The sequence below is a fragment of the Microbulbifer jejuensis genome (assembly GCF_047289955.1).
In the GTDB taxonomy this organism is placed as follows: Bacteria; Pseudomonadota; Gammaproteobacteria; order Pseudomonadales; family Cellvibrionaceae; genus Microbulbifer.
In genome coordinates, this window is the sequence record NZ_JBLBUB010000007.1 from 26,730 (window position 1) to 53,384 (window position 26,655).

Consider the following 26,655-nt stretch of genomic DNA (forward strand, 5'->3'; position numbering starts at 1 on the left):
AGATGTGCCAACAGGAACCCTCTATACCGTGTCCGCACCCTCAGGTGCAGGGAAAACCAGCCTGGTGAAGGCGCTAGTGGCAAGCGACAGCCAGGTCACAGTGTCTGTTTCCCATACCACCCGCGTCAAACGCTCCGGTGAGGTGCAGGGTATTGATTACCACTTCGTGGAGCGCGAGGGGTTCCTGGCAATGCTCGAGCAGAATGCTTTTCTCGAGCACGCCCAGGTGTACGGCGACAATTACTACGGCACCGCCAAAAAGGAAGTGGAAGAGACCCTCGCCAGGGGTTGTGACGTTATTCTGGAAATCGACTGGCAAGGCGCTGCACAGGTGCGACGCCTGCATACCGATACTGTCGGGATCTTTATCCTGCCGCCGTCCCAACAAGCTCTGCGCGAGCGCCTCACCGGCCGCGGCCAGGATGACCAGCCCGTGATTGATCGGCGTATGGGCCAGGCCATCGACGAGATGACACACTATGTCGAAGCGGATTATCTGGTGATCAACGATGACTTTAACCAGGCCCTGACAGAGCTGCGCGCTATAATCCTTGCCCAGCGTCAGCGCCTCGCGCAGCAGCAACTGCGCCACGGGGCACTGTTACAGGCACTGCTGCGCCATTGAGCTGATTGATCGAATTGCGTACACTATATGGTCCGGTAAAATAGTCGCTCCCCCGAACACAATTTGCCCTCCGGGCACAGAGAATGGAACCGAAAGTTTATGGCACGTATTACAGTTGAGGACTGCCTGGAGCACGTCGACAACCGCTTCGAGCTTGTTATCGTGGGTAGCCGACGCGCCCGTCAGATCGCCACCGGCGGCCGGGACCCTCTGGTTCCAGAGGAGAACGACAAACCCACCGTGATCGCCCTGCGCGAAATCGGGGAAGGCCTGGTAGACGCCAGCGTCCTCAATGAACCGGATATTGATGAAACACCCGCCACCATGGCGGCCCCGGCTTATCTCTCCGGCCAGGAAATCTGATTCCGGTCTATTCCTGCTGAGTGTTAGTAAGTGATATGAGAGGCGCGCGCGGCATTGCACACCATCGATAGTCTGGCCCACCGCCTCTCCTCATACCTGTCCCCCGATCAGATCCAGATAGTCCGCCGCGCCTATTTCTATGCCGAACAGGCCCACGACGGGCAGCAGCGCCGCTCCGGCGAACCCTATGTGACTCACCCCCTGGCGGTGGCAACCATTCTCGCGGGTATGCATATGGATCACGAGAGCCTGGCTGCGGCCATGCTGCACGACGTGATCGAGGATACCGGCATCCCCAAGGCGGCACTGGCGGAGCAGTTTGGCAGCGAGGTGGCCGATCTCGTCGACGGCGTCTCCAAGCTGACCCAGTTCGAAACCGACAGCGCGGCGGAAAAGCAGGCGGAAAACTTCCAGAAAATGGCCCTGGCCATGGCGCGGGATATTCGCGTCATCCTGGTAAAGCTGGCCGACCGCCTGCACAACATGCGCACCCTGGGCGCACTAAAACCGCAGAAACGCGCGCGTATCGCCCGCGAAACCCTGGAAATCTACGCACCTATTGCCCACCGCCTGGGGATGAACGACGTGCGTATAGAATTCGAGGACCGCGCCTTCTTCGCCATCTACCCCCTGCGCGCCAGCCGGCTGCGCGCCGCCCTGGTTGCCGCACGCGGCAACCGCAAGGAACTACTCGAACAGATTCAGAACGCCATCGAACTGCGCCTGCAACGGGAGGGCATCAGCGCCCTGGTGATCGGCCGCGAGAAGCATCTTTTCAGTATTTACCAGAAGATGCGTGCGAAAAAGAAATCCTTCAAGGAGATCATGGACGTCTATGCCTTTCGCATCATCGTGGACAGCGTGGACACCTGCTACCGGGTACTCGGTGTGATGCACAGCCTGTATAAACCGGTGATTTCAGACTTCAAGGATTATATCGCTATCCCCAAATCCAACGGCTACCAATCGCTGCACACCGTGCTGCTGGGTATGCACGGCGTACCGATCGAGGTACAGATCCGCACCAAGGAAATGGACGAGATGGCCAACAGCGGCATTGCCGCTCACTGGCTGTACAAGGCTTCCGGCGAAGAGGTGATCAACACCGGCGGCACCAGCCAGGTGCGCGCACGCCGCTGGGTGCAGGGGCTGCTGGAAATGCAGCAGCGCGCAGGCGACTCCCTGGAGTTTATCGAGAATGTCAAAATCGACCTGTTCCCCGACGAAGTCTACGTGTTCACCCCAAAGGGCCAGATTATCGACCTGCCCGCCGGTGCCACCGCCGTGGACTTCGCCTATTCAGTCCATACGGATATCGGCAATACCTGTGTGGCCGTACGCATCAACCAACGCCTGGCGCCACTGTCGCAACCCCTGGAGAGCGGACAGAAAGTTGAAATTCTCACCCGTAAAAATGCCCAGCCGAATCCCAACTGGCTCAATTTTGTCGTCACCGCCAAGGCCCGCAGCGCTATTCGTCACTTCCTCAAGCACCAGCGCCACCACGACTCCATCGCCCTCGGCCGGCGCCTGCTGGAAAAAGCCCTGAGCAAGTTTGAAACACGCCTGGAAGCACTGACCGAGGAGCAGCTGACACGAGGCCTGCAGGACGCCAAATGCGCGACCCTGGACAAGCTGCTGGAAGAGATTGGCCTCGGCAATAAAGTCGCCTTCTCCGCAGCCAAGCTGCTGGCCCCGGCACACAGTGAAGAGGCCGAAATGAGCCATATCTCCTCACCGCTGACCATCGACGCCCAGGAGGGCATGATGATCAGCTTCGCACGCTGTTGCCGGCCAATCCCCGGAGATACCATTATTGGCCATATCAGCTCCGGCAAAGGAGTGGTCGTGCACCGGGATACCTGCCGCAATACTGGTGAATTTCGCGAACATCCGGAAAACATAATGCTGGTAAACTGGTCACCGGATGTCAAAGGGGACTTTCTCGGCGATGTGCGCGTGGAGGTGGAATCCGAACGCGGCATTATCGCGCGCCTGGCGACCCGGATTACGGAAGAGGGAGCCAGTATTGAGCAGATCAATGTGGATGAAAAAGACGCACACAACAGTGTGATCTCCCTGACACTGGAAGTGGGCGGCCGGGTGCACCTGGCGAGGGTCATGAAACGGTTGCGCAACCTGCCTTCGGTCATCCGCATCGCACGCCCCTAGGCAGGGTCACCGCCGCCATGCATGATTTACAAGCCGGTGGACCTCTCCGCTTTCCTCTCTGTTGACGCTGCCATTTGTCGTTAAAGCGCGCTATATTTATCGGCTTTCCTTCTCAAATACCAACAGGTAAAGGAGTACCCCATGCCCAACCGCGCAATTATAAAAACAGACAAGGCACCGGCCGCAGCGGGCACCTATTCCCAGGCGGTAAAGGTCAACAATACGGTTTACTTGTCCGGGCAGATCGGGCTTGATCCCCACACACAGCAAATGGTTTGCGGCAGTTTTGCCGACGAGGTGCGCCAGGTGTTTCGCAATCTGAAAGCCGTCTGTGAGGCGGCGGACGGCTCACTGCAACATATTGTAAAGCTGAACCTTTATATCACCGACAGCAGAAACTTTGCCCGCCTCAACGAGGTGATGGCAGAATTCTTTCAGGAGCCCTACCCGGCGCGGGCGACTGTCGCCGTCAAGGAGCTGCCCCTGGGGGCACAATTTGAAGCCGAAGGCGTGATGGTGCCCTGAGCGCCTCCAGCCATTGCACCATCCGCGCCTGTGAACAATGCCGGAAAAACTGTCCGCTTCAAACAACAGCGGCTCAGCCCTCCGCCGCCAGCAGGGCGCCGTAGCCAGCCTTGTAATCCGGGTATTTCAACGCGTAACCGCTGGCCAGCATACGCTGGTTCCCCAGCCTCTTTGAGCGCCGAACGCTGGTTTGCACTATCTCGCGCAAATGTGCACTGGTATACCCCATGGCCTTTACCAGCCACTGCTGCAGTTCGTACATGGGCACGGGTTTGCTGTCGGCAACGATATAGAGCGGTTCCGGCGCCCAGCCCTCCCTGTGCCGCTCGATCAGGTGCAACAGAAAGCCGATACAGTCATCCACATGGATACGGTTGCTGTACTGGGGCGGTTGCGGGGGTGCGCAGCGCCCGGCGCGAACCTGGGACAGCAAGCGGTCGCGGCCCGGCCCATAAATACCGGCAAAGCGCACAATACAGGCGGCAGGCACAGCCGCTCGAATTATTTCCTCCGCCTTCAACAGCGCCTCTCCCTGGAAACTGCCGGGCACCGGCGGAGTCTGCTCATCGATAAACTCCTCCCCACTCTGTCCATAGACCCGGGTGGACGATACCCAGAGTACCAGTCGGGGCGGTTTGGGCAGAACTGGAATCACTTCACCGAGCGCACTGGCGGTTTCCACATAGGCCCGCTGGTAACCGCCTGGTGTATGTTCATCCGGGCTGAATGTGGCGAGGACAATATCGGCCCCGGTAACCAGCAATCGCTCTATATCCCTCGCCCTGGTGGCATCCCCCCTGCGCCAGTTGACCGCATCTGCGCGGCGCTTGCTCGCCAGAGCCACCAGCGGGTTGCGCCGCATGCCGTACACCGTATATTTGTCGCGGTCTATATTCAGCGCCAGACGCGCTCCGAGGTCACCACATCCAAGGACCCAAAGATTTTCTTGTTGTGTCATATCGTTCCCGGCAAACAGAGCGAAAAACCGCCCGTCTGCCCTATTCCCTTGATTCTGTTTTATAGAGTCCTGCCAGAGAAACCCCAGATCTGGATACACTCAAGCCCTGTTCGCCCAATGCCTTCGAAAGGCTCCAGAATGATCCCGCAAACCATCGCGGGCTATCATCCATGAATACCGGTGCGGGGCACCGGCAGCCCCGCCATACTGTCAACGATGCCGGTTTTTTGCCTAATTACCGCGTCGCTTGAGCAGGCGGTAAATCGCAAGAAAGATAATTGCGCCAATGGTCGCTGTTATTATGTCGCCAAAACCAAAACCGGTCACTGGCCCGCCGATCCCCGCCAGGGCGCCCAGCCAACCACCGATAAAGGCACCAATAATGCCAATGGCCATAGTGACTATCCAGCCACCGGGATCTTTTCCAGGCATAATCCACTTCGCCAAGGCGCCGGCAATCAGTCCGAGAATGACCCAGGATAGAATTCCCATCACGCTTCTCCGTTCGCTGTGCTCACATTAGATATAGCAAAATTTTGCGCCTCAATCCTCTAGGTGCGCCCATAATTGGTAAATTTTTCCAATTTTTGACTTCAGGCTACAGAGCGCGCCCAGATATTGGCCATCGGCTATTATATATGAATAATATCTATCACCAGAGAATAATTGATTACCTTTACTATGACTCTCAATGAATTGCGTTACATCGTCACCCTCGCCCAGGAACAGCATTTCGGCCGTGCCGCCGAACGCTGCTACGTGAGCCAGCCAACACTGTCGATCGCAGTCAAGAAATTGGAAAAAGAGCTGGGTGTGGCGCTGTTTGAGCGCTCCAAGACCCGGGTACAAGCAACGCCTTTGGGAGAGCGCATCGTCGCCCAGGCCCAGCTGGTACTGGAACAGTCGGCGGCAATCAAGGACATCGCAAGCGCGGGCAAGGATCAGCTGGCCAGCCCGCTATCTGTGGGCGCAATCTTTACCATCGGACCCTACCTGTTCCCGCACTTTATACCGCAACTGCAGCATCTGGCCCCGGAAATGCCCCTCTACGTGGAAGAGGGCTATACGGCCACCCTGCGCCGGCGCCTGCGCAAGGGGGATCTGGATTCAATTATTATCGCGCTGCCTTTTACCGAGCCGGATGTGGTTACTCAACCCCTCTATGACGAGCCTTTTGTGGTGTTATTGCCGGCGGATCACCCCCTGACAGAGTATGAGAGTCTCTCCCCGGATCAGCTCACTGAGGACAATGTCCTGCTCCTCGGCGAAGGGCACTGCTTTCGCGATCAGGTCCTCGAGGCCTGCCCGCACCTGCAACTGAGCATGGAGAAGCACGCTGGTGGAGGGGGTATCCGCACCGCTTCTGACGGCAGCTCCCTGGAAACCCTGCGCCATATGGTGGCCTCCGGGCTCGGCATTACCATACTGCCCCTGTCCGCCGCCACAGCGCCGCAATACGCCATTGGTCTGCTGGAAACCCGTCCCTTCACCGCGCCGGGGCCACATCGCACCGTCGCCCTGGCCTGGCGAGCCAGTTTCCCGCGCCACCGCGCCATTGATATCCTGCGTGAGGCGATCAGCCAGTGTCATCTGATCGAACCCTAACCAGCCTGGCCCAACAGCCTGTCACCACCCTGAAGGGCGTTGGGGATAAATTTGCCCAGGTGTTGGAAAAGCTGCACATTCGCTCCCTGCAGGATCTGCTCTTTCACCTGCCTCTGCGCTACCAGGACCGCACGCGGGTTATTTCCATTGCCGATCTGAATGCGGGGCAAGATGCGGTGATTGAAGGGGAAGTGGCCACAGCGGATATCGTCTTCGGGCGGCGGCGCAGCCTGGTGGTGCGGCTACAGGACAACAGCGGCGCCATCACCCTGCGCTTTTTCCACTTTTCCGCAGCGCAGAAAAACCGCTTTGCCCGCGGACTCCGCCTGCGCTGCTATGGCGAAGCGCGCCGCGGCAGTGCCGGACTCGAACTCTGCCACCCAGAGACCGAAGTGGTGGACAGCGCGGCCGCCACCGCCGGGGAAACCCTGACCCCGGTGTATCCCCTGACAGAGGGCGTGGGCCAAAAGCGTATGCGCGGACTGGTACAGCAGGCGCTGGCGCAACTGCAGCACCGCTCCATCGCCGAACTGCTCCCCGCTGAACTGCTCCCGAGGGCCCTGCGCTGCCCCCTCGGAGATGCCCTGGTCTACCTGCACGCCCCCCCCGCCGATACCCAGCAGGCGCAGCTCGCCGCCGGTTTACACCCGGTACAGCAGCGTTTGGCGCTGGAGGAACTGCTCGCCCACCATCTGAGCCTGCTGGAACTCCGGCGCAACAGCGCCAGGGTCGCCGCACCGCCTTTAGGTGTAAATACTTCCCTGGAGCAGGATTTTCTCGCGCGCCTGCCTTTTGCCCTAACCGCAGCCCAGCAACGGGTGTGTCAAGAAATTGCCGCAGACCTGGCCCGGGATTATCCCATGATGCGTCTGCTACAGGGTGATGTCGGCGCCGGCAAGACCCTGGTCGCAGCCATGGCGGCACTCAAGGGCATTGGCGCCGGCGCCCAGGTGGCGGTTATGGCCCCCACGGAAATCCTCGCCGAACAGCACCGCCTGAATTTCAGCACCTGGCTGGAGCCTCTCGGTATTGTGGTAGCGCAGCTCACCGGCAGCCTCAAGGCCAGCCGGCGCCGCGAACAGTTGGCACAAGTGGCCAGCGGCGAAGCCCGGCTGGTGGTGGGCACTCACGCACTGTTCCAGGCGGAAGTGGCTTTCCACAACCTGGCACTGGTGATTATCGATGAGCAGCACCGCTTCGGGGTGCGCCAGCGCCTGGAGCTGCGCGAGAAGGGCGCCGCCAGCGGTGTCATCGGCAAGTGCCAACCACACCAGTTGATCATGACCGCGACACCGATTCCACGCACCCTGGCCATGTCCGCCTTCGCCGACCTGGACTGCTCGATCATCGACGAACTGCCCCCGGGGCGGCAACCCATCAGTACGGTGGCGATTTCCAATGATCGCCGCAATCAGGTGATGGAACGGGTGCACAGCGCCATTGCCGAGGGCCGCCAGGCTTACTGGGTCTGCACCCTGATTGAGGAGTCTGAAAGCTTGCAGGCCCAGGCGGCAGAATCCACCGCACTGGAATTGACTGAGGTGCTCGATGGGGTGCGGGTAGCCCTGGTACATGGCCGCCTCAAGCCGGAACAGAAAGAACAGGTGATGAGCGCCTTCACCGCGGGGGAAGTGGACCTGCTGGTGGCAACCACCGTGATCGAAGTGGGGGTGGATGTGCCCAACGCAAGCCTCATGATTATTGAAAACCCGGAACGGCTCGGTCTGGCGCAACTGCACCAGTTGCGCGGACGTGTAGGGCGGGGTTCCATCGCCAGTCACTGCGTGCTGTTATACGGTACGCCACTGTCAAAAAGTGGCCGCGCGCGCCTACAGGCCCTGCGCCAGCACAGCGACGGCTTCGCCATCGCCGAGGAGGATCTGCACCTGCGCGGGCCCGGTGAAATTCTCGGCACCCGCCAAACCGGTGAGATCCAGCACCGGATTGCCGATCTGCAAAGGGATGCCGGGCTACTGCCGCAGGTACAGAGGATTGCTGCATCCCCGGCACTCAATCAGGAAATGCGGCGCCTGCTGATCCAGCGCTGGTTACAGAACAAGCCCCGTTTCGCCGAGGCCTGATGGGCAGCGCCTCAATGGGCGCCGATGGTATTGTGGGAATCGCTGATACTCACGCTGTCATAGTTGGCGTCGTAGAAAGTCTCCTCGTCCAGCGCGCCTTCACTTTTCGCCACCACGCTGCTCACCACCGCATCACCGGTGATATTCACCGCGGTGCGCACCATATCCAGCAGGCGGTCGACACCGATGATCATGGCGATGCCCTCCAATGGCAATCCCACCTGCTGCAGCACCATACCCAACATAATCAGGCCGACGCCGGGCACACCGGCAGTACCGATCGAAGCCAGGGTCGCGGTGAGAATTACGGTCAAATAGCCCATCAAACCGATCTCCACACCGAAGAACTGGGCAATAAAGACCGTGGCCACCCCCTGCATAATCGCGGTGCCATCCATATTGATGGTGGCACCAAGCGGAATAGTGAATGCCGCCACCTTGTTGTCCACACCCAGGCGCTTCTCCACGGTCGACAGGGTTACCGGGATGGTGGCCGCCGAAGAGGCAGTACTAAAAGCGAACACCATAGTGGAACGCATCTTCTTGAGCAGTTCCAACGGGTTGAGGCCACTCAGCAGTTTTAGAAGAAGCGAATAGACACCCAGAGCGTGTAACAGCAGGGCCCCCAGCACAACCAGGAAGTATTTACCGAGCTGCACCAAGCCACCCAACCCCAAGTCTGCAAAGGTCTTCGCCAACAGGGCAAAGACCCCGTAGGGAGCGAATACCATCAGCACCCCGACCATACGCAGGACAACACTGTTGAGGTCGTTAAAGAAAGCCGCGATGCGCTGTCCCGGTTCACCACAGCGGGAAATGGCATACCCCATCAGCAGGGCAAACACGATAATCTGCAGCATGTTGCCCTCGGCCATGGCCGCCACCGGATTGGTGGGGAAAATATTCACCAGTACCTCGGAAAGCGGTGGAGGCTCTTTTGGCTGGAAGGCGGCAGTCGTCTGTGCCGCTGCCTCGCTCACACCGACACCGGGCTGGAATAACAGAGCCAGGCACAAAGCCAGGGTAATGGCTATTGCCGTGGTTAACATGTAAAGCAGTATTGTTTTACCCGCAAGCGGACCTATACGGCTGCCTTCCGACAGGGCGCAGGCGCCACTGATCAGTGAAACCAACACCAGCGGCACCACCATAAGTTTCAATGAGGCGATAAAAATCCGGCCGACGATATCGAACAGACCTTCGGTGAGGTAGATATTAATCGCCTCATTGACCCCGGCCCCCAGAAACCCGCTCATATTGAGGGTATTGAATAACAGGCCAAGGGCAATACCCGCGCCCATGGCAATCACAATTCTGGTAGTAAGCCCCATAACAAGCTTCTCTCTGTGTATTTGTTGTTTTCAATGCTCTGCGCACTATATCTATTGAGACCGCGGGGAGCAAAACTGCAACAGGAAGGGGCCAGCCGTTAGCGGGCGAGGTACAATGTCCCTTTTTCCAGATTGCGGAGTGATCGTTGTACCAATCCCCGTTTGTGCCCACTGGCGATTGGCATGGGCAGCTGCTTGAACCGGCGCACCCCCAGCCCCCACAGATGCTGTTGCCCTGGCTGGAATACCCCGGTTCGCTCACCGCTGCACTCAAGCGACAGAGCCGGGGGGATTTTCGCGTGCAGGTGCTGAGTCAGTGCTGGCAACTGCCCCTCGCGGAGGAGTGCCGCGCACTCAATTTGCGCACACACAGCCGCGCGCTGGTACGCGAAGTGCTGTTGTACGGTCGCGGCCATCCCTGGGTCTATGCCCGCAGTGTCCTGCCTTTGCGCAGCCTGCAGGGCAAATCCCGCAACCTGCGCAGTCTGGACAACCGACCACTGGGGGAGTTGCTGTTCAGCGAGCCGGGCATGCGCCGAAGCGATATTGAATTCAACCACCTGCAACGCAATCCCCGCTTGCAACTGGCAGCACTCTGTCGCGAGGATGACAATGCCTGGGGGCGCCGCTCCACCTTCTGGCTGCGGGACAAGCCTCTGCTGGTGGCCGAGACGTTCCTCTCGAGCTTCCGTCCCGGCGGGCCGCCCAAGGCCACCGGACCCGACGATAAAACCCTGGGAGAGAATCCGCCTTGATCAGCCAACAGATTGCCCGGCGTTGGCCTGCAGTGATGCCCTACTGGCAGCTGACCCGTATGCACAGGCCCATCGGCACACTGCTACTGCTGTGGCCCACCTGGTCCGCGCTGTGGCTCGCTGCCGGCGGCTGGCCGGGATGGCACCTGTCGGCCGTGTTTACGCTTGGGGTGATCCTGATGCGCGCAGCCGGCTGTGCGGTCAACGACTTCGCTGATCGCGAAATTGACCGCCATGTAAAGCGCACAGCGACGCGCCCGCTCGCCACCGGCAGTGTCACCCCGCGCGCGGCCCTGTGGCTCTTCGCCGGACTCAGTCTGGCGGCCTTCGCACTGGTGCTAACCACCAACAAACTCACGATACTCCTGTCGCTGCCGGCCCTGGCGCTCGCCTTTTGCTACCCTTTCGCCAAGCGCCACACCCATCTGCCGCAGGTAGTCCTGGGAGCCGCTTTCAGTATGGGCATCCCCATGGCATTTGCCGCGGTCAGCGGCGAAATCCCCCCCCAGGCATGGTTGCTGTATACGGCAAACCTGTTGTGGACCCTGTGCTACGACACCTTCTACGCCATGGTGGACCGCGACGACGATCTGAAAATCGGAGTGAAATCTACGGCGATCCTGTTTGGTGACATGGATAGAGCCATGACTGCAGCCCTGCAGTTGCTGGTAGTGATCGCTCTTTTGCTCCTCGGTCAGCGCTTTGGCATGAGCGCCATCTATTATTTAAGTTTGGTGGCTGTGACCGCCCTCTTTGTCTACCAGCAGTGGCTGATTCGCAAACGGGAACGGGATGCCTGCTTTCAGGCTTTTCTCAACAATAACTGGGTGGGTTTGGCTATTTTCACGGGAATATCCCTGCATTATCTGCTGAATTAGCCCTGGATTGGGAGCCGCGGGACGGCCGTCATATATTTGTCATACTATTCCCGTTTAATCTCCGGCGGAAACGGGAAATCCTGACAACAGCGCGGGAATAGCAGACAAATGCACAGTAAAACGATCCTGATTGTCGATGATGAGGCCGCCGTGCGCGATATGCTGCGGGTGGCGCTGGAAATGGCGGATTACCGCTGTCTGGAGGCGGAGAATGCGCGCGAGGCCCACGCCCTGGTGATCGATGAAAAACCGGACCTGATTCTGCTGGACTGGATGCTGCCGGATGTATCCGGCGTCGAACTGGCCCGACGCCTCAAACGCGACGAGTTGACCACTGCTGTACCCATTATCATGCTCACCGCCAAAGGCGAGGAAGATAATAAAATCAAAGGGCTGGAAACGGGCGCCGACGACTATATCACCAAGCCCTTTTCCCCCCGCGAACTGGTGGCCCGATTGAAAGCGGTGTTGCGCCGCGCTGGCCCGGCCACCCCCGAGGACCCACTCAGCGCCGGGCATCTGGTACTGGACCCACTCAGCCACAGGGTCACCATCAAGGGCCAGCCGGTCGATATGGGCCCCACGGAATTTCGCCTCCTCACCTTCTTCCTCTCCCACCAGGAGCGCGCCTATACCCGCACCCAACTACTTGACCACGTCTGGGGTGGCAATGTCTATGTGGAGGAGCGTACCGTGGACGTACATATCCGCCGCCTGCGCAAGGCCCTGACACTGGACCGCCACGACCGCTATATCCAGACGGTGCGGGGCACCGGCTATCGATTTTCTGTGCAAACTGTCGAAAAAGTGTGACAATTTCACACGACAGATACTGATGCCCGCGGAATTCCCGCCGGTGCGCCCTTTGCGCAGCGAGTGGATGCCGGGGAGCGATTCAGCCGGGGAGGAAATGATCCCCTCTGTTGTCCGTTTGGTAACACGACTAGGCTATGTTTGATCGCAGTATTGGCGAGTTTTCGCGTTTTGTCCTTATCACTCTGGGCTGTACTATCCTCGGTTTCACCTGGGGCAGCTGGTCGATTGCCCTGATCGCAGGGCTGTCCGTCTATCTGGCGTCGCTGTTGTGGCAACAGCAACGCTTCAACCGCTGGCTGGCGGGCGGCCGACGCGGCCCGGCACCCTCCGCCTTTGGTATCTGGGGGGAGATCTACGACGATTTCTACCGTATGCAGCGCCGCCACCGCCGGGAAAAACAGAAACTGCACGCCATGTTGCGCCGGGTACAGGACAGCACCAACGCCCTGTGCGAGGGCATAGTGGCACTGGAGAACGGCGATAACCTGGCCTGGTGGAACCCCGCCGCCGGCGAGCTCCTCGGCCTGCAGGCCAGTGATACCGGGCAGTCGCTGGTCAACTTTGTGCGTGACCCGGGCTTTGTCAGCTACATGCACAGCAATGACAGCAGGGTGCGGGAACCCCTGACCCTGCCGGCACCCGGCAACGAGGCCCTTCGCCTCCAGCTCGAAGTCACCCGCTACGGCCAGGATGAAGCGCTGGTCATCGTTCGCGATATCACCCGCCTGCGCAACCTGGAGCAGATGCGGCGCGATTTCGTCGCCAATGTTTCCCACGAGCTGCGCACCCCCCTGACCGTGATCACCGGCTACCTGGAAACCCTGCAGGGCAGCGACTTGGCACCGCCGGTCTGGCAGCGGCCCCTGGCGCAAATGGAGGAGCAGGCCGTGCGCATGACGGCACTGGTCAACGACCTGCTGTTGTTGGCACGCCTGGAAACCTCCGAGTGCAAGATCGGGGATGTGCCGGTGGATGTACGCGAACTGATGGGGCGGGTTGCGCGGGAGGCACACAGCTTCAGCGGCGGCCGCCACAAGGTTGTGGTGCAGTGCGAAGCCGACAGCCGTATCCTTGGCGACGCCGGCGAGCTGCACAGCGCCTTTGCCAACCTGGTGCTCAACGCCGTGCGGTACAGCCCAGCGGGGGGGGCAATCCAGCTGCGCTGGTGGCAGGATAACCGTGGCGGTCATTTCAGCGTACAGGACCAGGGCATCGGCATAGACCCGGTGCATATTCCCCGACTGACAGAGCGTTTCTACCGGGTCGACCCCGGCCGTTCACGGGACAGTGGCGGCACCGGGCTGGGATTGGCGATCGTTAAGCATGTACTGCTGCGCCACAGTGGGGAGATGAGCATAGAGAGTACCCCCACCCAGGGCAGTACCTTCACCCTGCACTTTCCTGAGAACAAGTTGACCGCAAAGCCCGTCCGCACACCGGAAACCAGCGAAGAGATGGCCGATACCTAGGACGGCTTACTCCAGCTCTTCCAGCTTTACCTGTTCACCATTTTTCGTGTAAGTAATGTTGTCGTCATCGCCAACCGGTGCGCTCTCCCTGCGTAGAATCAGGTGGTGTAGTTGCAGGTCACCGTCGCGCAGCAACAAGTGCTCATTACCGTCATCATCGGTGGGTAGCGGTTTACTGCCCAGCACTGCTTCGCGCAGGGCACGCAGGCGGGGCACATCCCGGTAGCGACCCAGGTCGTTGGAGAGGCGTGTTTTCATACGTTCACTCTCGTGCAGGACGGCAACGGTCTCGCGGTATTTGGCGAAAAAGAACACAGCGCCAATGGCAAAGACGACAATGATCAATACTTCAAACCATGCAGGCATAGTGACTCCTCGTTATCGCTTTCTACGCCAGGCCACCAACTGGTTATTGGCCGGCAGGTAGTTTAACTCTTCACGCTTAAACCCTGCATCTGCAGCCAGTTGATCCAGCCACTCGAGCGCGCGAATACCACTTAAGGGGTTGCGCTCTTTTAACCAGAGATCAAAATCGGCATTGCCGGGTCCGATAAACGCCCCGGCAATTTTCATAGGGCCGTAGACAATCAAAAGTCCACCGGGCTGCAGTACCGACGGCAACTGTTGGAAAAAGCGCTCTACAGACCCCACAGACATAATATGCAGGGTATTGGCGGTAAAAACCGTATCGACACTCAGCGCGGGCCAGGGCGCATCGACATCCAGGGCCAGGGGGTCACTCAGATTGTCGGCTGGGGCACTGGCGAGCCAGGCGCGGACCCCGGACAGCATCTCCTCCCGCTCGGAAGTCTGCCATACCAGGTGCGACAGAAACGGAGCGAAGTACACCGCGTGCTGGCCGGTACCACTACCCACTTCCAGCACCCGTTGATGATCGACCAACAAGCGGCGCAGGTGCTGCAAAATTGACTCGCGATTGCGCGCGCAGGAAGGCGCATCCGGAAGCGGTAAATCCCTCATTGCCCCCCGTCCCGAGTAAATACCCAGTCGCGCTGGCCGGACATCTCCGGGCTATAGCGATAACCCGCCATAGTAAAATCCTTGAGCGTTTGCGCTTTTTTTACCCGTTGATCAATGGCCCAGCGACTCATCATGCCGCGCGCCTTCTTGGCAAAGAAACTGATCATCTTGTACTGGCCATTCTTCAAGTCCTTGAAGTGCGGTGTAATCACCTCTGCATCGAGCGCACCGGACTGAACCGATTTGAAATACTCATTGGAAGCCAGATTGACCAGCTCGCGGCTCTTCAAGCTGTGCATCTGCTGGTTAAGGGCCAGGGTGATCCGATCTCCCCAGAACTCGTACAGGTTCTTGCCGCGGGCATTTTCAAACCGGGTACCCATCTCCAGGCGGTAGGGCTGCATCAGGTCCAGGGGACGCAACAGGCCGTAGAGGCCCGAGAGCATGCGCAGGTGCTTTTGAGCATAGGCAAAATCGCGCCTGCCTAGGCTTTCAGCCTCGAGGCCGGTATACACATCGCCTTTGAAGGCAAGCAGGGCTGGGCGCGCATTCCGATCGGTGAAAGGCCGCTTCCAGGTCTGGAAACGGTCATAATTCAGAGTGCCCAGCTTGTCGGAAATCTTCATCAGGCTGGAGATCTGCTGCGGACTCAATGTCCGCAACGTCTTGACCAGCGCCGCGGATTCCGCCAGAAAATCCGGCTGGGTTGTTTTCAGCGTGGGAATATCGCTTTCATAGTCCAGCGACTTGGCTGGAGAAATCACTATTAACATCGGATACCTTACTTGTCACTGCTGCGCGATCCGTCCCCAGCGCCTTGCTGGTAGCGGCACCAGGGTGGGCTGTGGCCCGCTATCTGGTCGATTCGCCTGAAAATTCCGCGCATTCAACCCCGGGAGCGAAGACCCTGCCGGCTTGCGGACCTACTCGGGTTTTAGAATATCCTGCCACCAGTTCAGCGGCGTCTGACCATCCTTGGGATCGTAGACATTGCCGTAATACCAGACACTGTCAGCTCCGTCACAGACATTGTTGAGGATTTTCTCAATTTTGTCGAAGCCACAGCTGACATGAATGCTGTACACCAACAGCCGAGGCTGTTCAAGGTCCAGTTCACCACCCAGCTTTTCCAGCTGCGGAGTCAGCCGATCTGACAAGTCTGCGCTGTCCGTGCGGAAGAATACCCGGATCGCCAGGTTGCCCGAGCGCTTGATCAATTCAAACTGCTGGGTGTCCTTATCCACCTTGATACGATCACCACTGGCGATGCCTTTAACAAAGGCCGGGGAGCGCACCAGCTGACAACAGTCCGCCTCATTGACCCGCACCTGCAGGCGCTCCACCACCGGCTCGCCATCGGAATTGGTACCTGCGAATAACTCGATTACCTGAAGTGCCGTCATAGCCTCTCTCTTCCCAGACTGTGTACAATGGGTGATCTTGGAACACCCGGCATTATACAGGGAGGCAGGCAATGATCCCGCGAACCCCACGTTTCTCCGCCTGCATCGCCAATGCAGCGCTGGTAGCAGCGGTATCCATCAGTGGCTGCGCTGTGAACCCGGTCACCGGGGAAAAGCAGCTCTCGCTGATCTCCGTTCAACAAGAACTGCGCCTGGGACAGCAGCAATACCCCATCAATCAGCAACAACAGGGCGGCCAATACACTATTGATCTCCACCTGCAGGACTATGTGAACAAGGTGGGGCAAAAACTGGCACGGGTTTCAGACCAGCCACAACTGCCCTATGCATTCGTGGTACTGGACAATGCCGTACCCAATGCCTGGGCCCTGCCCGGCGGCAAAATCGCCATCAACCGCGGTCTTCTGGTACTGCTGGAAGACGAAGCCGAGCTGGCCGCCGTTCTCAGCCACGAGATCGTTCACGCTGCAGCGCGGCATTCGGCCACTGCCCTGTCCCAGCAGCAGGTACTGGGCGCCGGGCTCGCTGCTCTGGGGGCAGCAACAAAAGATACCGCCTACGCCGACCTGATCTCCACCGGCAGCCAGTTGGGCGGCTCTGCCTATATTGCACGTTACGGTCGCAGCAATGAGCTGCAGTCCGATAAATACGGTATGCAATACATGGCCGCGGCCGGCTATGACCCCCAGGGTGCGGTACGCCTGCAGCGCAAGTTTGTCGCGCTGTCCAAAGGCCGCCAGGCCAATGGTCTGGAAGCACTTTTTGCCAGCCACCCGCCCTCGCAGTCCCGCGTCAGCGCCAATATCGAGCACAGTCAGTCTCTGCCAACAGGGGGGGTTACCAATCGCGATGCCTATCAAAAGGCGATAGCCCAGCTAAAGCGTGATGCCACTGCCTACAAGCATTACGATCAGGCTCTGCAAGCGGCAGGTAAGCAGCAATACGACAATGCCCTCCGTCTTGTGCGCAAGGCACAGCAGCAACAGCCCAAGGAAGCGACCTTCTTTGCCCTAGAGGGCGACCTGCTGGCGCAGAAGAAGCAGTACGCAAAAGCCCACAAGGCTTACGACCGCGCCGTGCAGAAAAACCCCATTTTGTTTTCCCACTGGTTAAAGCGCGGAGTCGCCAGTGCGGCGCTCAAGGATTATGTTTCGGCGGAGCGGGATTTAAGCCGCTCACTGCGTTACCTGGATACCGCTTATGCCCACTACTACCTGGGCGAAGTCTATGCGCAACAAGGCAAGCTGAGGGATGCTTACAAGCACTACCAAACGGCTGCCGGGGCGGGCGGGGAGATCGGCGCTAAGGCGCAGGCGCGGGTGCAGGCGTTAACAAGTAAAAGGTAATTTTTCTTAAAGGAATAGCTGAGAGAAAATCTTAAGAAGATAATGACCAAAGAAAAGGGCTATCAAAGATAGCCCTTTTCTTACCGACACTTACAGCTGAACAGTTAAACCCAGCTCGAATTTGTCTACCTCAACATCTGCATTTGCAGCCACAGCAAAAGCTTCATTACCAAAGCTGCGAATATTTAAATCATCAGAAAAAACAGTGCTGTAGGCCGCTTCTACTGCAACATTGCGACTGAAGAAGTGAGAGAAGCCCACCTTATAGTCTTCATTTTCATCCACTGTAACGCCAAATGCCGTATTCCGCGTGAAGTAGTAATCCGCACCGAGCTGCCAGTAATCATCCCCTTCATCAAAGTTGGCATAGGCAAAATCCGCAGTTAAGTATTGATCATTACCCAGGCTGGCAAAATACTTGGAGGAAAAGACACGCACGTCAAACTCATCATCTGCAGCAAAATCAAAACCGATATAATCGGAACCGCTCAACTGATGATTATAACGAGCCTCAATAAAAGTTTCGTCACCAAAGTCTGCATCAGAATGAGACAACTTCACCAAAAAGTTAGGTGTAAACAGGTAGCCAAGAGAAACTACATTAACATTGTCATTATCAATTTCGGTTAAATTTGCACCGAAAACCAAGCCGTTCCCGGCAAAATATTCACCGGCAACAGCAAAATTATCCATATCAAAGCTACCCACATCGTAGTGGAGATAAGCTGCTGATAGATTGCTGGCTTTATTAATATATTCAAACTCTTTCAGGGGGCCCAGGGCCTCCTTGCCATCGAAGTAGTAAGTGGTTTCGGCGCTTAGCCGGTTGCCATCATTGTCATCAAAATCCAGATTAGAATATCCAACAGTGGTAACAGAGTTATATTCCTCTGCAGTGGCAGTGGCCGCGAGAATCATCAGGGGAAGAGCAGCGAGCTTGAATCTCATGACAAAATCCTTCATTAACGATAGATCCAAATTGGGCTGCGGATTGTAGCAGAATTTTTTTTATCCGCAACAACACCAAATTACAAAAAATCAGTTAATAAAAATTTTGCGGCGAGAAGAATGAAATCAAAGGTCAAGTTGAATTTTAAAACCTTGTAGATTAAAAATTTGAAATTGAAAATGTAATCCCCTGTAATCCCGTGTAAGCGGCTAAAAATAAACTTTCTTATATAAACGACAAGGGATCGCGTACTTTGATTTTTTAAAAATTCTGATTTTATTCAGCGTGCATTCAGGTTTGCTTGGTTACGATGCATCATATTCAACATTGACAACCCACTGCGGATCTTCGAACTCGCCCAGTGAACGTATCTCGACAAAAGGCGCTACGCTATGAATGATTGTATTGATCTCGGCTGAATCCCGTGCCTGCATTGCATCCCTGTCTTCCTTGCTGCGCCAGCTGGCAATGGCGATCAATCTGTTTGGATCACCAATGTCTCGGTGAAGTTCCGTACCCATGGCACCAGGGGACCGCTGAATTAATCTGGACGCCCTTACCCAGGCCTCGGCATATTCCTCGGCACTGAAGCCTTGCTTGATACGAATCTCGAAAATATATTTCATCATTTCCCTCAAAAGCGTCTTTAGGCGAAAATCCGGCAATAAAAAAGGCCGCATTGCGCGACCTCTTCAGCGGGCGGAGGAACTCAGGGTTTCCTCAGATTTTTCTCATGCCCGTGCCGAATATCCGCTCCCTCCACCAAATAAACCACCTGCTCGCAAATGTTCTTCGCGTGATCGCCGATGCGCTCCAGTGAGCGCAGGGTCCACAACACATTGATTACCCGCGAGATACTGCGTGGGTCTTCCATCATATAGGTCACCAGCTCGCGCACTGCGGTACGGTAATCCATATCCACCTGCTCATCTTCCGCCAGGGTGCGCAGAGCCGACGCCACATCGAAACGGGTGTAAGCATCCAGGGCATCGTTGAGCATCTTGCGCACGGCGTTGGCGATATGGCGTATCTCAGTATAACCCCGCGGCGAGGTACCCTCGTCAGTCAGCGCTATCGCCATTTTCGCGACTTTGCAGGCCTCATCGCCGATGCGCTCCAGGTCGCGGGCGATGCGGGTTACCGACATCACCATGCGCAAATCCGATGCGGCGGGCTGGCGCTTGGCAATAATCAGGGTCGCGTGCTCATCCAGAGCCATCTCGCTTCTGTCGATTTCGTCTTCGATCCGCAGAACTTTTTCCGCCAATTGACTGTCGGCATTGGACAGGGCATCCACAGCGTCGGCCACCTGGCGGGCGACCATACCACCCATCTCCAACATTTCAGTCTTGATACCCTCCAGATCCTCGTTGAACTGGCGGGAGATGTGCTGATCAAAGTGCATTTCCATGGTTAACCCTCGGGGCAAAGCTGGCTCAGCCGAAGCGGCCGGTGATATAGGCTTCGGTTAATTCATGCTCGGGATTGGTGAACACGGTTTCGGTATCGTTGACCTCGACAAGATGTCCGAGGTGAAAGTAGGCGGTGCGCTGGCTGACGCGGGCCGCCTGCTGCATGGAGTGGGTCACAATGGCGATGGTGTAGTTTGCCCTAAGCTCGTCGATCAATTCCTCAATGCGCGCAGTGGCAATCGGGTCCAGAGCCGAACAGGGTTCGTCCATCAGGATCACCTCCGGGCTCACCGCAATGGCACGGGCAATACACAAGCGCTGCTGTTGGCCACCGGACAGACCGGTTCCCGGTTTGTTCAGGCGGTCCTTCACTTCATTCCACAGACCGGCTCGGTACAGACTGTTTTCCACAATCTCATCCAGTTCCGCACGGCGGCTGGCAATACCGTGGATCTTGGGACCATAAGCGACGTTTTCGTAGATGGATTTGGGGAAGGGGTTGGGCTTCTGGAACACCATGCCCACCCGCGCACGCAAGGGCACCACATCCACCTTGGAGCCGTAAATGGGTTCACCATCCAAACTCAGCTCACCTTCGACGCGGCATCCTTCGATGGTGTCATTCATACGGTTGAGACAGCGCAGGAACGTAGATTTACCGCAGCCCGATGGGCCGATCATGGCCACCACTTCGTTGCAGCCGATATCCAGGCTTACCGAGTGAATCGCCTGGATCTCTCCATAGCATACATTGACATCGCGCATACGCAATTTGGCGGTCTCAATAAAAGGCCGGCCCACGGTTTTTCTCACCTCGGCCGAATGCGCCACACTCTCCACACCCAAAAGCTCGACTTGTGCCGCCTCAGTGCGTGCGTTGGCATCCAGGGTCATGGTACTCATAAATAATCCCGCTCTCTGATCCTCTGCGCTCTGTTACCAGCGGCGCTCCAGTTTCTTTCGAAGCAATACCGCGCAGGTATTCATTACGATCAACACACTCAGCAGCACCATAATGGCGGCAGAGGTGCGCTCCACAAAGGCGCGCTCCGGGCTGTCGGCCCACAGGAAAATCTGTACGGGCAACACGGTGGCCGGATCAGTAATGCCGCCAGGCACATCGACAATAAACGCAACCATACCGATCATCAACAGGGGTGCCGTCTCTCCCAATGCCTGAGCCATACCGATAATCGCACCGGTGAGCATGCCGGGCATGGCCAGGGGCAGTACATGGTGGAAAACCACTTGCAAGGGTGAGGCGCCCATGCCCATGGCGGCTTCGCGGATGGAGGGCGGAACGGCCTTCAACGCCGCACGGCTGGAAATAATAATCGTCGGCAGGGTCATTAGGGTGAGCACCAGGCCACCGACCAGCGGTGCCGAACGGGGCAGTTCAAAGAAATTGATAAAGATCGCGAGCCCGAGCAGACCGAATACGATGGAGGGCACTGCGGCGAGGTTGTTGATATTCACCTCGATTAAATCCGTCCAGCGGTTCTTCGGCGCATACTCCTCCAGGTAGATAGCCGCAGCCACCCCGATGGGGAAGGATAGGGTTAGCGTCACCAGCAGGGTAAACAGGGAGCCCATCAAGGCCGCACGGATACCCGCCTGCTCCGGCTCGCGGGAGTCACCATTGGTAAAGAAAGTGGTATTGAAGCGCTTTTTCAGCTCGCCGCTACCCAGCAGCTGCTCGATCCAGCCGGCTTTTTGATCCGAGGTGCGACCGCGAAAGCCCGCCTCGGAACCCTTCAGGCTTTTGACAAAAGTATCCACATCATCATCGGCGGCAAGCCAGACGGTCTCACTCCCGCCGAGCAGCTTCGGATTGTCGGCCAGACGGTCACGCAGGGTAAAGGGAGCGCCGGAGGAAACCAGGCTGTACAATTCGCGCTTGGTACTGCGGCCGGTCACCGAGGGAAAGCGCTCGCGCAGGGCCTGACGGATCACACCGGAGAAGTTGGCCCAGGCCAGGCTCTCGTCATCCACCGTATCGATACCGAGTACCTGCGCATCGTAGTGCACCTGCAACTGGATAGCGGTCTGCATGAAGGCACCGCTGCCCTTACTGATAATATCGCTGAACAGAATGACGACCGCGAGTACGCCAAAAGCAATACTGGCAATGCCCAGCCCGCGGAAGAGCTTTTCCTTGCGATGGCGGCTGGCGAGACGCTTTGCAATGCGCTCGCGAACTTGTGCCTGAGTCAGATCAGTCATACTGCTCCCGGTATTTTTTCACTACATGCAGGGCGATAAAGTTGAGCACCAGGGTGGAAATAAACAGCATCAGGCCCAGAGCAAAGGCGGCGAGGGTTTTTGGACTGTCAAATTCCTGATCCCCAACCAGCAGTGTCACTATCTGTACCGTAACGGTGGTTACCGACTCCAGTGGGTTGGCGGTGAGATTGGCCGCCAGCCCTGCCGCCATCACCACGATCATGGTTTCGCCAATTGCGCGGGATACCGCCAGCAACACACCGCCGACGATACCGGGCAAAGCCGCCGGAATCACCACCTTGCGCACAGTTTCGGAGCGGGTGGAACCGAGCCCGAGCGCCCCGTCGCGCAAAGATTGCGGCACCGCGTTGATCACGTCGTCAGACAGGGAGGAAACAAACGGAATAATCATAATCCCCATCACCAACCCGGCGGCCAGTGCGCTTTCACTGGATGCCTGCAGCCCTACCGAAGTGGCCAGATCGCGAATGAAGGGTGCCACGGTAAGGGCCGCAAAGAAGCCGTATACCACCGTGGGTACACCGGCGAGAATTTCGAGGATGGGCTTGGCCAGCGCGCGCACGCGCCGGCTGGCATATTCGGCCAGATAAATAGCCGCCATCAAACCCACAGGCACCGCCACAAACATGGCGATGGCCGACACCATCAGGGTTCCGGTGAACAGGGGCACAGCACCGAAAGCGCCGCTGGAGCCCACCTGATCGGCACGCAGTGCCATCTGCGGGCTCCAGTGCAGGCCAAAGAGAAACTCGCTCACCGGTACAGACTGGAAAAAACGCAGGGATTCAAACAATACAGAGAGCAAAATGCCCACTGTGGTGAAAATGGCGGCACAGGCGCAGGCGACCAAAATGGCACGCAGTACTTTTTCTACTTTCTCCCGCGCACACAGTTTTGGCGAGCAACGCAACAGGGCAAAAGCGGCCAGCCCCACTGCCAGCGTCAAGCTTAAAAAAGCCTGCAAGTTGCTGGAATTGTGGCGCAGGCGACTGAGGTAGTCCGCGGCCGATTGCAACTGAGGCGTTTTTTCTCCAATCAGATGACCGGCGGAGAGATTCTGAATTTGGGCGTAGAGCAGATTTTGCCCAGAGGGCGTGTCGGGCTTGTCGGGGAGACTGCCCAACACCATCGCGCGGATAACCGCATCGTCGAAGGCGATCCAGGCCCCCAGCAGCATCAGGGCTGGCAGGCCGCACCAGAGTGCGGCAAACAGGCCGTAGTAACTGGGCAGGGAAGCCAGGTTGCGCACGCCACCGAGACTGCGCGCGGCGCCCAGTGCCCGGCTGAAGCCCGTACCGTAGACTGCCAGTACCAACAGCAGCAGGAGGGCGAGCAGGGTGGGGGTTTGCATTAATTTACCTTGCTGTAAGGGGTTGCTGTGGGCATTATCCTGACTTTTCCTTGGGTTTTCATGTGACTGTGCATAAAGAACGGCCAAGCCCTCTCGAGCTTGGCCGCCAAGTCCCTTTGACCATATTACTCCAGAGCACAACTATTTTGCAGCGAGATTACCCAGCGCATTCAGCTTGCGCACGTCGGCGGCAACCTGCTGACGCTGCTCCTCAGGCAGTGGGATCATGCCCTTGTCTGCCAGGTAACCCTCTTCCCCCCAGGCGCGCGCGTTGGTAAATTCCGCCAGGAACTGCCTGATGCCCGGAACCACATCGGCATGGGCCTTTTTCACATAGATAAACAATGGGCGGGATACCGGATAGCTCTGGTCGGCAATAGAGTCAAACGTCGGGGCCTGACCTTCGATCAGAGAGCCCTGTACCTTGTCGGCGTTCTGGTCGAGGAAACTGAAACCGAAGATGCCCAGGGCATTGGGATTGGCGACCAGCTTATTCACGATCAGGTTGTCGTTTTCACCGGCTTCAACATAAGCGCCGTCCTCGCGCACATTGTGGCAGATCGCCTTGTATGCGCTCTTGTCTGTTTTTTTCATGGCCTTGATCCAGCCAAACGTTTTACACCCCCCCTCCATGGCCAGCTCGACAAAGGCGTCACGGGTGCCGGAAGTGGGGGGTGGGCCCAAGACTTCGATACGGAGGTTGGGCAGCGCCGGGTTGACGTCTTTCCAGGTTTTATAGGGGTTAGCAACCAGGGTTTTTGAGCCATCCGGGTTGGGCACTTCCTTGCCCAGGGCCAGAAAGATGTCCCTGCGGGACAACTCAAACGGGGCCAGCTTTTTTGCATTGGCGAGCACAATGCCGTCGTAGCCGATCTGTACCTCTACGACATCGACGCCATTGTTGTTACACATCTCCAGTTCGGACTGCTTGATGCGACGGGAGGCACCGGTGACATCCGCAGTGCTCTCGCCAACCCCCTGGCAGAACAGTTTCATACCGCCGCCGGTGCCTGTGGATTCAACAACCGGGGTCTTGAACTGGGTCGCGCGGCTGAAACGCTCCGCCACCGTGGTGGTAAAGGGGTAGACGGTAGAGGAACCGACAATACTGATGTAGTCGCGAGCCGCCATAGCCACCTGGGCGGAGGCGAGGGTCAGCGCCGCCAGGGAAGTTGCCAGAATTTGCTTGTTCATGTGGAACTCCAGTGAGTGTTTTTTATTTCACGCGGCGATGCTAGGAACAACGGGTGACGATTCTATGAATAAAAGATGACAAAAAGGTTACAACCTTGGAGTTTGCTCCGCTGGTGCCGGAACGGGCAAAACGGTAACCTTCACAGCATCGAGATAACAATAAGATGTTAGAGAGAAGCCCCTATGGCATTTCTGTTGCGAGGAGCGCGTGTGCTGGAAGCGCTTGCCAGGCGCACCGGTCACCTGCTCGCCTGGTTTACCCTGGCCATGGTATTACTGCAAAGCGGCATCGTAGTGCTGCGCCACATCTTTGACAGCGGCTCTATTGCCTTGCAGGAGTCCGTTGTCTACTTGCACAGCGCCGCCTTTATGCTCGGACTGGCCTATGCACTGCAAACCGATACCCATGTGCGTGTGGACGTCTTTTACCGCCGTATGCACCCACGGGGCAGGGCCTGGGTCAATGCCACCGGTTATCTCGTCTTTTTGTTGCCCCTGTGCGGCTTCCTCTTGACCAGCAGCTGGCGGTTTGTCCTGAACAGCTGGCGGGTATTCGAAGGCAGTGCCAATGCCGGCGGCCTGCCCGGGGTCTTTCTGCTGAAGAGCCTGATTCCGCTGGCCGCAATCACCCTTGCCCTGGCCGGCGCAGCCCAGTTTATCCGCGCCTTGGTACAGCTGATGGAAGCAGCCGCAGTGACAAAAACTGCTGCAATCTCGCCGGTATTACCCAAACAGGCAGAAGAGACCGAGGTATGATCGAGTTGGTCCCCCTGCTGATGTTTGCCGCCATCTGTGCCCTGCTGATGTTCGGCTATCCGGTGGCCTTTACCCTCGGCGGCACAGCCCTTATCGCCGCAGGACTGGGTATAGTCTACGGTGTCTTCGACGCGGAACTGTTGCGCGCCTTTCCCGATCGCCTCTACGGCATTATGCGAAACCGCACCCTGGTAGCCGTGCCGCTATTTGTCCTGATGGGCGTCATACTGGAGCGGGCCAAGATCGCCGAGGATCTGCTCGTCAACCTGACCAAGGTCTTTATGGGCGCGCGTGCGGGCATGGCCATCTCTGTAGTGGTGGTTGGGACACTCCTCGCCGCCAGTACCGGTATCGTCGGCGCCACTGTGGTCACCATGGGACTGATGTCTCTACCCACCATGTTAAAGCAGGGCTATTCGCCCACACTCGCCACCGGCACCATCTGTGCCACAGGTACCCTGGGACAAATCATCCCGCCGTCAATCGCGCTGGTACTGTTGGGCGACACCCTTTCCAATGCCTATCAGCAGGCACAGCTGTCTGCCGGCATCTTCAACCCCACGCCCATCAATGCCGCCGACCTGTTTATCGGCGCCATTATTCCCGGTCTGTTACTGGTAGCGGCCTACATCATTTACCTGTTGCTGATTGCGCGCCGTAAACCGGCCTCGGCCCCACCCGGAGAACGCGAAGCACTCGAACTCTGGCCATTACTGCACAGTCTGTTACCCCCCATCACCCTGATGCTGATGGTATTGGGCTCGATTATGACAGGTATCGCCACTCCCACTGAAGCCGCCGCCATCGGTGCCCTCGGTGCCGCTCTGCTGGCATACAGCCGCGGTGCTCTGGACTGGGCAAGGGCGGGCGCGGTAGGACGGAGTACCCTGCAGGTAACCGCCATGGTCTTCGCCATACTGATCGGCGCATCCCTGTTTTCCCTGGTCTTTCGCGGCTACGGTGGCGAGGAACTGATCACGGGCATTTTTCACAGCCTGCCCGGAGGCGTTATAGGCGCAACCCTTCTGGTGATGCTGGTGATCTTCCTGCTCGGCTTTATTCTCGACTTTTTCGAAATCACTTTCGTGGTGGTGCCCATCGTCGGACCCGTGCTGCTGGCTATGGGTGTCGATCCCGTGTGGCTGGGGATTATGATTGCCATCAACCTGCAGACTTCCTTCCTGACACCGCCATTTGGCTTCGCGCTTTTTTACCTGCGCGGTGTGGCACCGAGTTCTGTAGCCACCTCGGCCATCTACCGCGGGGTTATCCCGTTTATCGCCATCCAGCTACTGATGCTCTGTGTGCTGGCCTTGTGGCCGGCTCTGGCGACCTGGTTGCCGGCCATGGTAGCCCGTTGAGAAATACCAGGCAGTGTCTGATCCGCGAGTTTTCACAGGAAGTTCTGGTCAATTACTGC

The 26,655-nt window shown here is 57.9% G+C and carries 27 protein-coding genes; 13 read left to right on the forward strand and 14 right to left on the reverse strand.

The window, feature by feature from the left end; all coding sequences use genetic code 11:
• Positions 1-4: 4 nt before the first annotated feature.
• The 4 genes from gmk (at position 5) to ACL7TT_RS05990 (ending at position 3,685) form a co-directional block, all read left to right on the forward strand.
• On the forward strand, positions 5-625 hold the full coding sequence (gene gmk, locus ACL7TT_RS05975; protein WP_413393912.1) for a guanylate kinase: 621 nt from the start codon (positions 5-7) through the stop codon (positions 623-625).
• A gap of 99 nt (positions 626-724) precedes the next feature.
• On the forward strand, positions 725-988 hold the full coding sequence (gene rpoZ, locus ACL7TT_RS05980) for a DNA-directed RNA polymerase subunit omega (protein ID WP_299943203.1): 264 nt from the start codon (positions 725-727) through the stop codon (positions 986-988).
• Between the two features lie 54 nt (positions 989-1,042).
• Positions 1,043-3,160 carry a bifunctional GTP diphosphokinase/guanosine-3',5'-bis pyrophosphate 3'-pyrophosphohydrolase gene (gene spoT, locus ACL7TT_RS05985; RefSeq protein ID WP_413393914.1) on the forward strand — a complete coding sequence of 706 codons (2,118 nt, stop codon included), beginning with the start codon at positions 1,043-1,045 and terminating at the stop codon, positions 3,158-3,160.
• Between the two features lie 141 nt (positions 3,161-3,301).
• Positions 3,302-3,685, forward strand: coding sequence for a RidA family protein (locus ACL7TT_RS05990; protein WP_413393916.1), 384 nt, complete (start codon positions 3,302-3,304; stop codon positions 3,683-3,685).
• A gap of 73 nt (positions 3,686-3,758) precedes the next feature.
• On the opposite strand, the gene ACL7TT_RS05995 is transcribed toward ACL7TT_RS05990, so the two are convergent.
• A complete protein-coding gene (locus tag ACL7TT_RS05995; RefSeq protein WP_413393917.1) occupies positions 3,759-4,643 on the reverse strand; it encodes an NAD-dependent epimerase/dehydratase family protein in 885 nt (294 codons plus the stop codon).
• 231 nt (positions 4,644-4,874) lie between these two features.
• On the reverse strand, positions 4,875-5,135 hold the full coding sequence (locus ACL7TT_RS06000; RefSeq protein WP_299943211.1) for a GlsB/YeaQ/YmgE family stress response membrane protein: 261 nt from the start codon (positions 5,133-5,135) through the stop codon (positions 4,875-4,877).
• 189 nt (positions 5,136-5,324) lie between these two features.
• Here ACL7TT_RS06000 and ACL7TT_RS06005 point away from each other — a divergent pair, with 189 nt between their 5' ends.
• Positions 5,325-6,248, forward strand: a complete 924-nt coding sequence (locus ACL7TT_RS06005) for a hydrogen peroxide-inducible genes activator (protein ID WP_413394125.1) — start codon at positions 5,325-5,327, stop codon at positions 6,246-6,248.
• Entirely contained in the window at positions 6,227-8,329 is a 2,103-nt protein-coding gene (gene recG, locus ACL7TT_RS06010) for an ATP-dependent DNA helicase RecG (protein ID WP_413393919.1), read from the forward strand. The genes ACL7TT_RS06005 and recG overlap by 22 nt, the downstream gene beginning before the upstream one ends.
• Positions 8,330-8,340: 11 nt before the next feature.
• Here recG and ACL7TT_RS06015 read toward each other — a convergent pair whose 3' ends face one another.
• The gene (locus ACL7TT_RS06015; RefSeq protein WP_413393921.1) at positions 8,341-9,660 is read right to left on the reverse strand and encodes a dicarboxylate/amino acid:cation symporter; all 1,320 of its coding nucleotides are present in this window, start codon (positions 9,658-9,660) and stop codon (positions 8,341-8,343) included.
• Positions 9,661-9,806: 146 nt separating this feature from the next.
• On the opposite strand from ACL7TT_RS06015, the gene ACL7TT_RS06020 reads away from it, so the two are divergent.
• From ACL7TT_RS06020 to phoR, 4 genes are all read left to right on the forward strand, one after another.
• Positions 9,807-10,415, forward strand: coding sequence for a chorismate--pyruvate lyase family protein (locus ACL7TT_RS06020; protein WP_413393923.1), 609 nt, complete (start codon positions 9,807-9,809; stop codon positions 10,413-10,415).
• Positions 10,416-10,450: 35 nt separating this feature from the next.
• A complete protein-coding gene (gene ubiA / locus ACL7TT_RS06025; RefSeq protein ID WP_413394126.1) occupies positions 10,451-11,293 on the forward strand; it encodes a 4-hydroxybenzoate octaprenyltransferase in 843 nt (280 codons plus the stop codon).
• A 108-nt stretch (positions 11,294-11,401) separates the two neighbouring features.
• Positions 11,402-12,106, forward strand: a complete 705-nt coding sequence (phoB, locus tag ACL7TT_RS06030) for a phosphate regulon transcriptional regulator PhoB (RefSeq protein WP_299943219.1) — start codon at positions 11,402-11,404, stop codon at positions 12,104-12,106.
• A 137-nt stretch (positions 12,107-12,243) separates the two neighbouring features.
• Positions 12,244-13,578 (forward strand): phosphate regulon sensor histidine kinase PhoR, encoded by a 1,335-nt coding sequence (gene phoR, locus ACL7TT_RS06035; RefSeq protein WP_413393925.1) that lies wholly within the window; start codon positions 12,244-12,246, stop codon positions 13,576-13,578.
• A gap of 6 nt (positions 13,579-13,584) precedes the next feature.
• Here the strand turns inward: phoR and ACL7TT_RS06040 are convergent, their stop codons facing one another.
• The 4 genes from ACL7TT_RS06040 to ACL7TT_RS06055 form a co-directional block, all read right to left on the reverse strand.
• The gene (locus tag ACL7TT_RS06040) at positions 13,585-13,944 is read right to left on the reverse strand and encodes a hypothetical protein (protein ID WP_413393927.1); all 360 of its coding nucleotides are present in this window, start codon (positions 13,942-13,944) and stop codon (positions 13,585-13,587) included.
• 12 nt (positions 13,945-13,956) lie between these two features.
• Positions 13,957-14,559, reverse strand: coding sequence for a DUF938 domain-containing protein (locus tag ACL7TT_RS06045; RefSeq protein WP_413393929.1), 603 nt, complete (start codon positions 14,557-14,559; stop codon positions 13,957-13,959).
• Positions 14,556-15,332 carry a peroxide stress protein YaaA gene (gene yaaA, locus ACL7TT_RS06050; RefSeq protein WP_413393931.1) on the reverse strand — a complete coding sequence of 259 codons (777 nt, stop codon included), beginning with the start codon at positions 15,330-15,332 and terminating at the stop codon, positions 14,556-14,558. Before yaaA ends, ACL7TT_RS06045 begins: the two co-directional genes overlap by 4 nt.
• A gap of 150 nt (positions 15,333-15,482) precedes the next feature.
• Positions 15,483-15,962 carry a DUF4265 domain-containing protein gene (locus ACL7TT_RS06055; RefSeq protein WP_413393933.1) on the reverse strand — a complete coding sequence of 160 codons (480 nt, stop codon included), beginning with the start codon at positions 15,960-15,962 and terminating at the stop codon, positions 15,483-15,485.
• 71 nt (positions 15,963-16,033) lie between these two features.
• On the opposite strand from ACL7TT_RS06055, the gene ACL7TT_RS06060 reads away from it, so the two are divergent.
• Positions 16,034-17,329 (forward strand): M48 family metalloprotease, encoded by a 1,296-nt coding sequence (locus ACL7TT_RS06060; RefSeq protein WP_413393935.1) that lies wholly within the window; start codon positions 16,034-16,036, stop codon positions 17,327-17,329.
• 90 nt (positions 17,330-17,419) lie between these two features.
• On the opposite strand, the gene ACL7TT_RS06065 is transcribed toward ACL7TT_RS06060, so the two are convergent.
• The 7 genes from ACL7TT_RS06065 to ACL7TT_RS06095 form a co-directional block, all read right to left on the reverse strand.
• Complete coding sequence (locus ACL7TT_RS06065) at positions 17,420-18,277, reverse strand: putative porin (RefSeq protein WP_413393937.1); 858 nt, start codon at positions 18,275-18,277, stop codon at positions 17,420-17,422.
• Between the two features lie 306 nt (positions 18,278-18,583).
• A complete protein-coding gene (locus ACL7TT_RS06070; protein ID WP_413393939.1) occupies positions 18,584-18,958 on the reverse strand; it encodes an antibiotic biosynthesis monooxygenase family protein in 375 nt (124 codons plus the stop codon).
• A gap of 29 nt (positions 18,959-18,987) precedes the next feature.
• Positions 18,988-19,689 carry a phosphate signaling complex protein PhoU gene (phoU, locus tag ACL7TT_RS06075; protein WP_413393941.1) on the reverse strand — a complete coding sequence of 234 codons (702 nt, stop codon included), beginning with the start codon at positions 19,687-19,689 and terminating at the stop codon, positions 18,988-18,990.
• 25 nt (positions 19,690-19,714) lie between these two features.
• On the reverse strand, positions 19,715-20,593 hold the full coding sequence (gene pstB, locus ACL7TT_RS06080; RefSeq protein WP_413393943.1) for a phosphate ABC transporter ATP-binding protein PstB: 879 nt from the start codon (positions 20,591-20,593) through the stop codon (positions 19,715-19,717).
• 33 nt (positions 20,594-20,626) lie between these two features.
• Positions 20,627-21,913, reverse strand: coding sequence for a phosphate ABC transporter permease PstA (gene pstA, locus ACL7TT_RS06085; RefSeq protein ID WP_413393945.1), 1,287 nt, complete (start codon positions 21,911-21,913; stop codon positions 20,627-20,629).
• Complete coding sequence (gene pstC / locus ACL7TT_RS06090) at positions 21,906-23,285, reverse strand: phosphate ABC transporter permease subunit PstC (RefSeq protein WP_413393947.1); 1,380 nt, start codon at positions 23,283-23,285, stop codon at positions 21,906-21,908. Before pstC ends, pstA begins: the two co-directional genes overlap by 8 nt.
• A gap of 141 nt (positions 23,286-23,426) precedes the next feature.
• Positions 23,427-24,479 carry a PstS family phosphate ABC transporter substrate-binding protein gene (locus ACL7TT_RS06095; protein WP_299943244.1) on the reverse strand — a complete coding sequence of 351 codons (1,053 nt, stop codon included), beginning with the start codon at positions 24,477-24,479 and terminating at the stop codon, positions 23,427-23,429.
• A gap of 183 nt (positions 24,480-24,662) precedes the next feature.
• Here ACL7TT_RS06095 and ACL7TT_RS06100 point away from each other — a divergent pair, with 183 nt between their 5' ends.
• Positions 24,663-25,235, forward strand: coding sequence for a TRAP transporter small permease subunit (locus ACL7TT_RS06100; RefSeq protein WP_413393950.1), 573 nt, complete (start codon positions 24,663-24,665; stop codon positions 25,233-25,235).
• Complete coding sequence (locus tag ACL7TT_RS06105) at positions 25,232-26,596, forward strand: TRAP transporter large permease (RefSeq protein WP_413393951.1); 1,365 nt, start codon at positions 25,232-25,234, stop codon at positions 26,594-26,596. The genes ACL7TT_RS06100 and ACL7TT_RS06105 overlap by 4 nt, the downstream gene beginning before the upstream one ends.
• Positions 26,597-26,655: the final 59 nt, after the last annotated feature.